The 12,869-nt window shown below is 38.7% G+C and carries 12 protein-coding genes, 1 tRNA gene and 1 pseudogene; 7 read left to right on the forward strand and 7 right to left on the reverse strand.

Annotated features, from left to right (window positions below):
• Positions 1-51: 51 nt before the first annotated feature.
• Together Q9M50_12465 and Q9M50_12470 are read right to left on the reverse strand one after the other, a co-directional pair.
• Positions 52-435, reverse strand: a complete 384-nt coding sequence (locus Q9M50_12465) for a ClpXP protease specificity-enhancing factor (GenBank protein ID MDQ7091426.1) — start codon at positions 433-435, stop codon at positions 52-54.
• Positions 432-1,009: pseudogene (locus tag Q9M50_12470) on the reverse strand (glutathione S-transferase N-terminal domain-containing protein). The gene Q9M50_12465 and the pseudogene Q9M50_12470 overlap by 4 nt, the downstream one beginning before the upstream one ends.
• A 195-nt stretch (positions 1,010-1,204) precedes the next feature.
• Here Q9M50_12470 and modA point away from each other — a divergent pair.
• The 3 genes from modA to Q9M50_12485 are packed head-to-tail and all read left to right on the forward strand — an operon-like array spanning position 1,205 to position 3,705.
• A complete protein-coding gene (gene modA / locus Q9M50_12475; GenBank protein ID MDQ7091427.1) occupies positions 1,205-1,975 on the forward strand; it encodes a molybdate ABC transporter substrate-binding protein in 771 nt (256 codons plus the stop codon).
• A gap of 7 nt (positions 1,976-1,982) precedes the next feature.
• The gene (gene modB, locus Q9M50_12480) at positions 1,983-2,651 is read left to right on the forward strand and encodes a molybdate ABC transporter permease subunit (GenBank protein MDQ7091428.1); all 669 of its coding nucleotides are present in this window, start codon (positions 1,983-1,985) and stop codon (positions 2,649-2,651) included.
• Complete coding sequence (locus Q9M50_12485; protein ID MDQ7091429.1) at positions 2,644-3,705, forward strand: ABC transporter ATP-binding protein; 1,062 nt, start codon at positions 2,644-2,646, stop codon at positions 3,703-3,705. The genes modB and Q9M50_12485 overlap by 8 nt, the downstream gene beginning before the upstream one ends.
• Positions 3,706-3,786: 81 nt before the next feature.
• On the opposite strand, the gene Q9M50_12490 is transcribed toward Q9M50_12485, so the two are convergent.
• Positions 3,787-3,873, reverse strand: a tRNA-Leu gene (locus tag Q9M50_12490).
• 274 nt (positions 3,874-4,147) lie between these two features.
• On the opposite strand from Q9M50_12490, the gene Q9M50_12495 reads away from it, so the two are divergent.
• From Q9M50_12495 to nadA, 4 genes are all read left to right on the forward strand, one after another.
• Positions 4,148-5,524, forward strand: coding sequence for a cytochrome ubiquinol oxidase subunit I (locus Q9M50_12495; protein ID MDQ7091430.1), 1,377 nt, complete (start codon positions 4,148-4,150; stop codon positions 5,522-5,524).
• A 92-nt stretch (positions 5,525-5,616) separates the two neighbouring features.
• Complete coding sequence (locus Q9M50_12500) at positions 5,617-6,165, forward strand: hypothetical protein (protein ID MDQ7091431.1); 549 nt, start codon at positions 5,617-5,619, stop codon at positions 6,163-6,165.
• A 1-nt stretch (position 6,166) separates the two neighbouring features.
• On the forward strand, positions 6,167-7,177 hold the full coding sequence (gene holA, locus Q9M50_12505; GenBank protein MDQ7091432.1) for a DNA polymerase III subunit delta: 1,011 nt from the start codon (positions 6,167-6,169) through the stop codon (positions 7,175-7,177).
• 38 nt (positions 7,178-7,215) lie between these two features.
• Entirely contained in the window at positions 7,216-8,313 is a 1,098-nt protein-coding gene (gene nadA, locus Q9M50_12510) for a quinolinate synthase NadA (protein MDQ7091433.1), read from the forward strand.
• 41 nt (positions 8,314-8,354) lie between these two features.
• Here nadA and Q9M50_12515 read toward each other — a convergent pair whose 3' ends face one another.
• The 4 genes from Q9M50_12515 to Q9M50_12530 all read right to left on the reverse strand — a co-directional run bounded on the left by Q9M50_12515 (position 8,355) and on the right by Q9M50_12530 (position 12,808).
• Entirely contained in the window at positions 8,355-9,353 is a 999-nt protein-coding gene (locus Q9M50_12515; protein ID MDQ7091434.1) for a formylglycine-generating enzyme family protein, read from the reverse strand.
• Positions 9,354-9,363: 10 nt separating this feature from the next.
• The gene (locus tag Q9M50_12520) at positions 9,364-10,839 is read right to left on the reverse strand and encodes a protein kinase (GenBank protein ID MDQ7091435.1); all 1,476 of its coding nucleotides are present in this window, start codon (positions 10,837-10,839) and stop codon (positions 9,364-9,366) included.
• Between the two features lie 122 nt (positions 10,840-10,961).
• A complete protein-coding gene (locus Q9M50_12525) occupies positions 10,962-12,470 on the reverse strand; it encodes a YifB family Mg chelatase-like AAA ATPase (protein MDQ7091436.1) in 1,509 nt (502 codons plus the stop codon).
• 74 nt (positions 12,471-12,544) lie between these two features.
• Positions 12,545-12,808: an accessory factor UbiK family protein gene (locus tag Q9M50_12530; protein ID MDQ7091437.1), complete on the reverse strand. Its 264-nt coding sequence runs from the start codon at positions 12,806-12,808 to the stop codon at positions 12,545-12,547.
• Positions 12,809-12,869: the final 61 nt, after the last annotated feature.

Raw genomic sequence — 12,869 nt, forward strand, 5'->3', positions numbered from 1 at the left:
AATGTGTTCTTTCACTCTAAAAAAAATACCCTTCAATCGATTGAGTTAAGGTTATTTAACAATTCGTAATTGAGGCCGTTTAACACTAGGTTTTTTATCTTCAGAAAATGAATCATCATCGGGTTCGTCACTAGGTTCAAAAACCATTCCCTGACCATTTTCCTGTGCATAGATAGCTAAAATAGCACTAACAGGGGCCACAACATGCATAGGTTGTCCTGAAAACCGCGCATGAAATTCAATATCATCATCCCCTAACGATAAGTTTTGAATGGCTGCGGGGCGAATATTTAAAACAATTTGATTATTTTCAATAAATTCCTCGGGTAATCTGGCATCAGGATGCTCGGCATTAACCAGTAAATAAGGTGTCATCTCATTATCAAGAATCCAATCATAAAGTCCGCGAATTAAATAGGGTTTTAACGGTGTCATTTAGGGGCTCTTGCCATGTCTTTTTCTTCTGGGGCTCAAACTTTCTTGAAAAGCTTCTCGTGAAAATATCCGATTTGCATACTGCTGAATACTGTTATCAAGTAAACCTAAGTCGATCCCTAAACTAGGTAAACGCCATAATAATGGAGCTAAGGCACAATCAACTAATGAATATTCATCATTCATAAAATAAGGCTTCACTTCAAAAACAGGAGCGGCAGACTTTAAACTTTCTTTTAATTTCTTTTTAGCTCGCGCTGATTTTTTTTTCGCCTGAATTTAACATCTCGTCCAGCAAATGATACCAGTCTTGGTCAATACGTTTAATGAGCATTCTAGCCGTTGCACGAGAAACAGGATCCATTTGATGTAAAGGCGGATGAGGAAATCGCTCATCTAAATATTCCATAATAATACGTGAATCATATAAAACTAAATCACGCTCAACTAGCGTCGGCGACGCGGCTGTAGGATTGATCTTAAGTAAATCACTAGGCGGCTCATTAGGGTCATAATATTCAATATCAGCGACAACGCCTTTTTCATGAATAACTAAACGCGCACAATGACTCATTGCACAAGTAGGAGAAGAAAAAACCGTCATGATAGCTTTACGAGGATTGATATTAGCCACAAACAAAAACCTTTAAAGTAACTGAAAATTTCTCCATTATAGCATAGATAATTTTTAGATTAGCGGGCTAATTCAACCTAGAGGCTTATAATGGGACTGTATTCTTGATTCCAGCTATTTTATATTTTGTAACTCATGACCTTTAAGCAGATAAAGTTTTTTATAAGTACCCTATTAATACTTATTAGCCCCTCTCTTTTTTCACAAGAGAGTCCTGTTATCGCAGCCGCCTCAAGTGTTAAATTTGCACTTGAAGAAATTAGTCACGCCTTTACAACCGATTATAATTTAAAAATTAAGCTTAGCTTTAGCTCTTCAGGAAATTTAATGCGACAAATTCATTATAATAGCCCTTTTGAGTTATTTATTTCCGCTGATGAAAACTATGTTTTAGATTTGTATCGAGCAGGGCTAACCTTAGATAAAGGCATTCAGTATGCACAAGGACGATTAGTTTTATTTACGATGGAAAATTCATCGTTAAAAAAAGATAAGCAGTTAGTCGATGTGGCTTTAGCTTTGAAAGAGGGACGATTAAAACGGTTTGCTATTGCTAATCCAGATCATGCCCCTTATGGTCGTGCAGCAAAACAAGTGTTGCAAAAATTAGGTCTATGGCAAAAAATACAAAAAAAATTAGTTTTAGGTGAAAATGTTGCCCAAGCCGCTCAATTTAGTCGTCATTCGGTTGTTCAAGGGGGAATTTTTGCCTACTCTTTTGCACTGAAAATGCAAGAAAAACAACAAGGAAGTTATATTTTATTGCCTTCTTCATTGCATCAACCTTTATTGGCAAGAATGGTTTTATTAAAAAAGGCAGGGGCGACAGCAAAGGCTTTTTATCATTACTTACAGCAACCGAAAGCCCGTGCTATTTTTGAAAAACACGGCTTTTCATCCCCTTAAGCTAACTATGGACTGGGAAGCGTTATCATTATCCATTAAATTAAGTGCCATTACGGTTTTATGTTTATTACCTGTGGGTATTATCATGGGGCGTTATTTAGCGTATCAACAGTTTTATGGCAAAAGCTTATTGCAAGCCGTGCTTGCGATCCCACTCATCCTACCGCCAACCGTATTAGGTTATTATTTATTGGTTTTTTTAGACAGCTCATCCGTCTTAGGGCATTATCTGGATCTATTCTTTGGACAAACGTTAGTTTTTAGCTTTGAGGGCTTGGTAATCGCCTCTATTATTTTTAACCTCCCTTTTGCAATACACCCGATACAACGTGCTTTTGAATCCATTCCTAGAGAGGTTAGAGAAGCGGGAGCCTGTTGCGGAATGCCCCCCATCAAGGTGTTATTGAAAATTGAACTCCCACTGGCGTGGACAGGTATTGTGTCTGCAATGGTGATGACATTTGCACATACACTCGGTGAATTTGGGGTTGTGCTAATGGTGGGTGGAAATATTCCCACCGAAACAAAAACGATTGCTATTGCTATTTATGACCGTGTTCAAGCATTTGATAATCAAGCCGCAGCAACCATGTCCGCCTTTTTATTAATTTTTTCAGTGCTTGCTATTAGTTTTACTTATTTAATTACTGAGCGTCATAAACGTCATTATGAATGAACTAGGCATTAAAGTTCGATTAAAACAAACCCATTCAATTAAGTTAGACATTACGCTTAACTGTCAAAATAATGAAGTCTTGGCCTTAATTGGCCCGTCTGGAAGCGGTAAAAGCACCGTTTTACGCGCGATTGCAGGTCTATATTCTTCTCAATACGGCTATATTGAGTGTCAGCAACAACGTTGGCTGGATACAGCTAATGCCATTAATATGCCTACGTATCAAAGAGCGGTTGGACTCGTATTTCAAAATTATGCCTTATTTCCTCATTTTTCGGCACAAGAAAATGTAGCCGTAGCCTTGGGCCATTTACCTAAAAAACAACGGCTTAAAACAGCCCAGTCTTTATTAAAGAAGGTTCATTTAAAAGGCTTAGAAAAACGTTACCCTATGCAGTTATCAGGGGGACAACAACAGCGCGTTGCGGTAGCTAGAGCATTAGCGAGAGACCCCAAAGTTTTGTTGCTTGACGAGCCATTTTCAGCCGTAGACCAAGTAACACGGCGACGTTTATATAGGGAATTAATTGAATTGCGCAACACATTAGCCATGCCAATTATTTTAGTGACCCATGATTTAGATGAGGCCAACTTATTAGCCGATCGAGTCTGTTTATTACATCATGGGGTTAGCTTGCAATCAGGAACCCCTATGGCGGTAGCCACGTCCCCAGTTAATGCGCAAGTTGCTAAATTAATGGATCAACAAAATATTTTTACAGCTGAAGTCATTGCTCATAACCCGCAGACAAAAATAAGTTTATTATCATGGCATGGTGAAATAGTCGAAGTTAGCTATCAACCCGATTACGTCATAGGTGAAAAAATTTGCTGGATGATCCCTGCTACCGATGTGATTTTACACCGTCGCTATCAAGTATCAAAAGGCGATCGGGAAAACCCATTTTCAGGAATAATTATTGATTATATGTTGCTAGGCGGCTATGTGACTGTTTTAATTGAACTCAGTAAACAACATAATATGAATGTAACCATGAGTATTCCCTTGCATGTTGCAAGACGTAATGGTTTAAAAAAAAGGAATTATGATTAAGGTTACGTTATTAGCGGAAGGCATACACTTAATGCCCTACGTTGTTAACCTTTGAAGTCACTGATGAGTGATTTTAAATAGTGGTGCCTCAGGCCGGAATCGAACCGGCACGGTGTTGCCACCGCGGGATTTTAAGTCCCGTGCGTCTACCAATTTCGCCACCGAGGCATTTCTGATGTGCTATTGGATTTGTGTATTCTATAGCAGGAATTTAATTTTGGCTATTTTTAAACTATTTTTTTTCAAACCGAATCGGTTAAAAAATAATTAAGCTCTTGTTTTGTCAATAAAATATTTTTATCGACACGGTGTTTTTCTCCGTTACTCAACGCCCTTTCTAACCGCTTTCAGATAAAGCATTGTAAATGGAACACTAAGAATGCTAATATTTCCTCTTTTTTACCCGTTTACGTTGGTAGGCTAAGGCGTATTAAGGATAACTATGATTTCAGAAAGCGTTATTGAGCTTACGCATTGGCAATTTGCACTTAGCTCGTTGTCTAATTTTTTATTTCTTCCTTTAGTTTTAGGATTATCGCTCATGGTCGCGATCATGGAAACTATTTATCTGCTTACAGGACGGATAGTTTATAAGGAAATGACCCGTTTTTGGGGGGAACTTTTAGCGGTTAGTTTTGTACTAAGCTTGATAACGAGTCTAATGACCGCGCTTCAACTGGGTAAAAATGAGTCCTATTTAGCCTATTATATCGGCGATATTTTAGGCTCAGCTTTTATAATAGAACGAGTCATTCTATTATTTTTAGAAGCAACGTTCATCGGCTTATTTATTTTAGGGTGGGATAGGTTAACGAAAGGACAGCATTTATTGATTACTTGGTTAGTCACTTTAAGTTCACTTATATCCGTATCGTGGCTATTACTGGAAAGTAGCTGGATGCAAACCCCCATAGCGTCTACCTTTAATCATGAAACCATGCGAATGGAATTCAGCCAATTTAGTGAGTTAATCGGAAATATACCCCTTAGCGGGCCTTTATTTCAAACACTGGTCATCGCTTATCTGCTAACGGCTACCTTTGTTTTAGCGATTAGTGCTTATTACTTATTAAATAAACAAAAAGTAGAATTTGCACACTCATCATTTAAGTTTGCAGCCAGTCTTGGCTTAGTTGCCCTTTTATTAGTCATCACTTTCGGCTATGGCAAAAATGTTGAGAATAAACCCTATACCACGGAACAATTGACCCAATTACTCGAAACTAATCGCCAAAGAATTCATAATGGTATTAAGGCGCATCAGTTACTAGACCAACTACGCGATACTGATTCTGACCCAAAAATATTAGTGGAATTTAATCGCTATAAAAAAGACCTCGGTTATGGTTTATTGCTGAAACGCTCTCTTGATGACATTTTAAAGGCGACCGAAAAACAGGTTGAATTAGCCGCTCAATTTGCTGTTCCAACAAACGTTTATCCCTCAAAGGTCTTTAAACTGATGCTGATCAGTCAATTTATCAGTTTAATTATTTTTATTTGTGCCATGATTTTCAGCGTCATCATCAAATCGTATCAACCTTGGTTACTCAAACTAAGCCTTTATAGCTTACCTTTATCATGGCTTACGTATGCCGTAGCACTCGTTATCAGTGAAATAACCCACCAACCTTGGGCTGTTAACGGTATTTTACCGATCTTTTTAAGCCCTTCGTCCTTAGTAGAGTCTGATTTATGGTTTTCCTTAATAGGTTATTTTCTAACCTATACATCCCTCCTTATCGGGGCTGGTTTTTTATTCTTAAACCTCATTAAACATCGTCCTAATTATGAACCATCACCTAAGGTAGACGATTAAATTCATGCTTATCCTCCAGAGTATTTGGGTGATATTTTTAAAAATCCGTTACAATTATCGCCTGTCCCCGTCTTCTAAATTGTCTAAAGCTTATGCAAACAAAACCGAGTTTTTTTTTAATCCTTTTTTTATTTCTCACCGCTTGTGGCTATCAGTTACGAGGGGCGGTTGAATTACCCGAGGGAATGGAAAATTTATATTTAGAAAATGCTTCGGGGCCATTACGTGATGAAGTGAGAAAAGCCTTAAAATTTTCTAAAGGGCAATTAGTTCCATCACCTAAAGAGGCGGGGGTTCTTATTAAAATACTTCGCGAGGAAATGCGAACTCGCGTGCTATCCGTGAGTTCTTTAGGAAAAGCCAATCAATTTGAATTAATTTATAGCTTAATTTTTTCAATTCATGATTCTACGGGGGCGGTACTCCTTGCTAATCAACGAGTACAAAGTCAGCGTAGTTATTTTAATGATCAAGTTGATGTCCTTGCTCAAACGAATGAAGAGCAATTAATTCGTAATGAAATGTACAGTCAAGCCTCACGCTCTATTCTCATCCGCGCTCGAATAGCGATGGAAAATAGCCAAAAAATCATCTCCAAAAAAAGTAAACTAAACGAGCTTAAAAAAAAGGGAACGGATTAAAATGCGTTTAAATTTAACGCAATTAAAGGCGGACTTAAATAAGGGCTTAAAACCCATCTATTTGGTTACAGGGGATGAACCGTTACAAGTCGCAGAAGCGACCGATAAAATTCGCCTCATAGCGAAAAAAATCGCCTATTTAGACCGTGAAATATTTTCAGTTGAAGGTAATTTTAACTGGAATCAAATTAAAGATGCTACGGATAACCTATCAATTTTTGCTGATAAAAAAATTATTGATTTAAGGGTTCCCTCAGGTAAATTTGGCGCAGAAGGTTCAAAAATAATCACTGAATATTGTCAGCACCCCATTGATAACACGTTACTACTTATTAGTACGGCTAAATTATCCGCCGCTTCTTTAAAATCACGTTGGGTTAAAGCGATTGAAAAACTAGGGGTTGTCGTACAAATTTGGCCTCTGACGGGACAAGATTTACTCCATTGGTTACAGCAACGGCTCTCAAAACGAGGCTTACAACTTGAACGCGAAACCATTCAACTACTCGCCTCACGAGTCGAGGGGAACTTATTGGCGGCCAATCAAGAAATTGAAAAATTATATATTCTCTATGGTTCAGGCTCATTAACCCGTTTACAAGTACAAACTGTGGTGGCGGATAGTTCGCGTTTTGATGTTTTTAATTTAACCGAAGCCATGCTCTCTGGCCGGGTTAATCGGATGATAAAAATATTGCGTGGCTTGCAAGCAGAAGGCATTGTCGCCCCTATTGTTTTATGGGCCTTAAGTCGTGAATGTCGTTGTCTTTTAGAGCTTAAAACGGCTGCTAATAAAGAAAAAATTTTTAGAAAATATCAAGTTTGGGATAAACGTAAGCAACACATGAATCAAGCCTTAACCCGTTTAAAGTTAACAGACTTGCAACACGCGTTTATGCTGAGTGCAAAAGCTGATCGTCAAATTAAAGGTCAGCAAACGGGGGATAATTGGGAAACATTATTAGAAATTTGCTTACAGCTTGCGGCTGTAAAAATAACGCCCGAAATTTAAATTTAAAAACTTATCAAATTTTATAAGGTTACTTAACTATGACAACCACCGCCCTACCGATACAAAATTACGCCTTATTAAGCGATGACGAATGTGATAAGCGTATTATTGCTGCCAAAGAACAATTGGGGGCGCATTGTATTATTTTAGGACATCATTATCAACGTGATTCTGTTTTTAAATATGCCGATATTTCAGGGGACTCGTTAAAATTATCACGCGAAGCCGCGCAGTCAGATGCTGAATATATTGTTTTTTGTGGGGTGCATTTTATGGCCGAAGTCGCTGATATTTTATCGCGTCCTGAACAAAAAGCTATTTTACCTGATATGGCTGCAGGGTGTTCAATGGCGGATATGGCGAATAAAGTGAATGTTCAGCGGTGTTGGGATGAATTAGCCCAAGTCATTGATGTGGAAAACGAAGTAACCCCGATTACTTATATTAACTCCGCAGCGGATTTAAAGGCTTTTTGTGGTCAGCATGAAGGCATTGTCTGTACCTCATCAAATGCAGGTAAAATTCTTGAATGGAGTTTTTCTAAGCGAAATAAAATATTATTTTTTCCCGATCAGCATTTAGGGCGAACGTCTGCTTATCAAATGGGAATTCCACTGTCTGAAATGGTCGTTTGGGATTTTGATAAACCCCTAGGCGGTTTAACCGCAGACGAGATTAAAAAAGCCAAAATGATTTTATGGAAAGGCTATTGTTCGGTACATCAAGTTTTTCAACCTGAACATATTGATGAATTTTTAATCCGTTATCCTGAAACAAAGGTTATTGCTCATCCTGAAGCCTGTTTTGACGTGTGTCAAAAAGCGGATTATATCGGGTCAACTGAGACTATATTAAAAATTGTTCGTGAGGCCCCTGCAAACAGCCGTTGGCTGGTGGCGACCGAGTTAAATTTAGTTAATCGGCTGCATAATGAGTGTAAAGCAGAGGGGAAAAATGTTCATTTTATGTCAACAACGTTAAGCATGTGTTCAACGATGTTTAGAACCGACCCCCCTCATTTGTTGTGGGTTTTAGAAAATCTAGTGAAAGGCGTTGTGGTGAATCAAATTAAAGTTGATCCACAACAAGCTAAATTAGCAAAAAAAGCATTGAATAACATGCTATCGATACTATAACAATGGACTAAGAAAAGGTATTTTTCCAGTCCACTGGGATTTTAAAGACTTCGGGCAATACGAAACCCTAAATTTAACCCTCGATCTGAGGAATCCCAGCCATCACGCGCTGCTGAACGTAATTTTTCAGGTGAATCTAGCCAAGAACCGCCTCGAACAACAATAGAATGATGGCTACCGTCTTTAACTAAACATTGCTGATCTTTATCATTGTAATTGTAATCGTATTCAGAACAGGTCCATTCCCATACATTTCCATGCATATCATGTAAGCCGTTGTAAGCACTAAAATTCCCAACGGGGGCGGTATAGGTATAATTATCATCACAATTTTGATAACAATTACCCTGATTGTTTCCGATGGTTTCACCCCAAGGAAAAGCGGTTTTTGTATTGGCTCTCGCAGCATACTCCCACTCAGCTTCCGTCGGCAAACGATAATGCTGTCCTGTTTGAGTTGATAACCAATCGGTATAAGCCATCGCATCTTGCCAACTTACACAGGTAACAGGATCGGTTTCAGTTTGTACAAACCCTGGATTACGCCAACTGTATTGCCGCTCTTTTTTCCAACTTTGTCCATCCCACCCATTGCAGCCATCAGTTTTTTCAGCTTCCGTTAAATACTGGGCTGCTCTCACAAAATGAGAAAATTTAGCTTTAGTCACTTCATAGCGACCTATTTCAAAATCATTCATGCACACTAAGTGCTGTTTCTCATCGCCATCACGATGTTCTTCTGTTTCAGGACTCCCTAATTGAAAACAGCTTCCCTTAACCGTGACAAGTTCATTACCGAGTTCCTGTTGTAAAAAAGAAAGCTGTGCCGCTGTTGGTTTTTGCTTATCTATAAAAATACGTTTTGCAGCTTTTCGCCAAGCCTGAGGATTACGTTTTTTGGTTTTTTTCTTATACGATTTTGTTTTTTGTTTTTTAAGACTGCGTTGCTCTTTATCAAGTGCTTCTTGCTCTAATTGCTGTAAGGTTTTAGCACTGACAGTCGTCGATGGAAGCGTCAGCGTTAATGACCATACCATCATGACGAAAACTTTAATTACATTTTGTTGATTTATCATAAAATACCTTTGCCTCTTTATTTCCTGCATCAGCAGATTTTTTGTACCATTGACATGATAAGCGATAGTCAATAGTCACGCCCATTCCCCAATAATACCCCAGACCTAACAAACGCATTGCATCAGCATTCGTAATCGCTAACGGTTCTAATTCAGTCATGACTATTTTTTGTTGTTCTTGTTTGCCATTAAGTAATATATTTTCAGCCGCTTTTAAGTGTTGTTGCTCCGCTATTTTTTTGGTTTCTTTTTCCTGAGCAATTTTTTGCCGCTGTTGTTGCTTTATCATTTTTTGTTCATTGATCGCCGCTAATTTTTTTTCATCCATATAATCTAAATACAACTGAGTTCCTATCCCTCCGAATATCAATAAAATAATAAAGGTGATTAAAAAAAATACCCCTAAGCGTTTAAATTTAGATTTTTTGAGGGGGAAGGAATCGGGTGTTAATGTAGAAGGATGAGACGATCGTGTATTAATAACCGTATCATCTAATAAGTCATCGGTACTGGAAATGGGGAGCGGGGATAACATCGCCTTAGATGATGGTTGAGGGGTGTCAAATAAAAGGGACTGGAAGGCTTGAATCGTTTGCGGCCTTTTTTGAGGACGAAAAATTAATGCAGCATCAACCGCTTCTAAAAAAGAACGAGAATATCGACCTGCAAGAGACTCCGTAACCTTTACATAAGGATCAGGGGTTTCTTCAACAAGGGCCGCTGCGCGTAAATTGGCATCAACAGGACGTTTACCCGTAATACAACGATACAAACTTGCGCCTACCGCATAAACATCGGACCATGAGCCTTGATTTTTTCCTTCACTGGTATTTTGTTCAAAAGGAGCATAACCTGGGGTTAAAATTTCACTCATTAAACAGCTCTTACCACTTAAATCATAACGCGCTGCGCCAAAATCTATTAAAACGGGTGAGCCACTGTAACGTAAAAAAATATTACTCGGCTTAATATCACGATGTAATAAATTTCCATCGTGTACCGCTTGTAATCCTTCCAAAATCGGCTTAAAGATAGCCAATGCTTCTGATTCGGTCAAACAACGCCCTAGCCGTTTTAAATACTCTTCTAAGGTTTCCCCATTTTCATATTCCATAACCAAATAAGCGGTGTCATTCGCAATGAAATAACGCAAAATTCTAACAATATTGGGATGCTTAAATTTTGCTAAATGTTTGCCCTCATCACCAAAACGGGTTAACCCCCATTGATAGGTTTCTTGATCGTGACTGGATTTAGCCACAACCGTGGTATCACCTTGACGAAAAGCACAATTATTCGGTAAATATTCTTTAATGGCAACATATTGACTTAAATTGACATCTAAAGCTTTGTAAGTAATTCCAAAAGCTCCCGCACCTAAAACACTTTCAATACAATATTCATATAATTTATGTCCTGAGGGCAGTGAATTTTTATAATCTTCTTCCATTTTATGACCGTTATTGACTCTTTTTTAACGTAATATTGATTCAAAATATTTTTATTTTAAATAATAAATCGTAACACAATCAACAATAAAATTTCGGGTATTCTGTCGTTTTAATTCCTTAATTAAGCTGTTCGATCTAATTTTCGATAGCTAATGGCCTCGCTTAAATGCGAAATATCAATGGTGGCTGAATGACTTAAATCAGCAATCGTTCGTGCGAGCTTTAAAATTCGATGATAAGCGCGATGTGAAAGCCCAAAGCGATTCATGGCTTGCTCTAATAATTGATGGCCCTCTTCGGTTAAGGCACAAAACTGAATAACTTCACTGGGGGTTAAATTAGCATTCGGTTTGCCACTACGATTCAAAGCCACTTCTCGAGCAGCCACAACACGCGCTCTAATTTTCTGACTGCTTTCTTCCCCTTCAGGTGAGCCTTTACGTAAAACCTCATGAGGAACACGCGGGACTTCTAAGTGCATATCAATCCGATCTAATAACGGGCCTGAAATTTTATTCCGATAACGTTTAACTTGTTCAGAGGAGCAATGGCAACGTCCAGATGCATCACCTAAATAGCCACAAGGACAGGGATTCATGGCCGCAATTAATTGAAAACGCGCAGGAAAGTTTGCTTGACGCGAGGCTCTTGAAATCGTGATATTTCCTGACTCTAAAGGTTCCCGCAAAACTTCTAATACTTTTCGATCAAATTCAGGAAGTTCATCTAAAAATAAAGTCCCATTATGGGCTAATGAAATTTCTCCTGGCTTAGGATTGCTACCTCCCCCCACTAAAGCAGGGGCAGATGCCGTATGATGCGGCGCGCGAAAAGGCGGTTTTCGCCAGTTTTTAACGTTAAATCCCGAATCACTAATCGAGGCGACCGCCGCCGTTTGCTGTGCTTGTTCTTCTGATAATAGAGGAGAAATACTCGATAACCGTGCGGCTAGCATTGATTTCCCCGTTCCAGGTGGGCCTAGCATTAACAGGTTATGAGCCCCTGCCGCTGCAATTTCAAAAGCGCGTTTCACATGATATTGCCCGTGAACATCCGCAAAATCTAAAGGCACATCATCCTCATCAAACGTTAAGGGAGGAATTTCAAGATTTAATAATTTCTGACCACTTAAATGCGCACAGACATCTAACAAATGATACGCAGGGAAAAGTTTAACCTGGTTAATAAGCGCTGCTTCGGGTGCATTGGTATAGGGTAAAATTAATTGTCGCCCCGCTTGTTTTGCATGTAGAGCGACGGGTAAAGCCCCGCTAATAGGACGTAGTTCGCCGCCTAATGATAACTCACCAATACATTCGTAATCACTGAGAACCTTATTTGGAATTTGTCCTGATGCCGCTAAAATCCCCAAAGCAATCGCTAAATCAAAACGCCCGCCTTCTTTCGGTAAATCCGCTGGAGCTAAATTAATTGTAATTCGCTGCATTGGAAATTTAAAATTAGAATTAATAATGGCACCGAAAACCCGGTCTTTACTTTCTTTAACCGCCGTTTCAGGTAACCCGACCATTGATAATGAGGGCAACCCGTTTGATACATGAACCTCAACCGTTACCAAGGGCGCATCGATTCCCGAACGACCTCGACTATAAACAATCGCAAGTGGCATGTTAATCCTTAATAGTTTATGTATGGATAATGATAAAAAAACCATCTATAACGATGGCTTTTTCAAGGGGGGGGTTAATCTTCGGTTGTTTCAGGTTGTAACTGTTTTTCAATATCAGCGACTTGTTTTTCTAAGGCATCTAATTTACAACGTGTTTTTGCTAACACGGCTTTTTGTACCTCAAATTCTTCACGGGTGACCATATCCAATTTGCCCAACGCCGATTGTAAAATAGTATGGAAATTTTTTTCCATATCATCTTTTAAATGGTTAAGACCAGAGGGAACCGCATCGGCTAAACGGTTAGCAATTTCATCAAGGGTATTAGGATTAAACATAGTTTGAATCTCTTAAAATATAAAGGAGTTTAGCTTAAATTTTTTAATTTTTGCTTGTATT

The sequence above is a fragment of the Methylococcales bacterium genome, assembly GCA_030949405.1.
Taxonomy (GTDB): domain Bacteria; phylum Pseudomonadota; class Gammaproteobacteria; order Methylococcales; family Methylomonadaceae; genus WTBX01.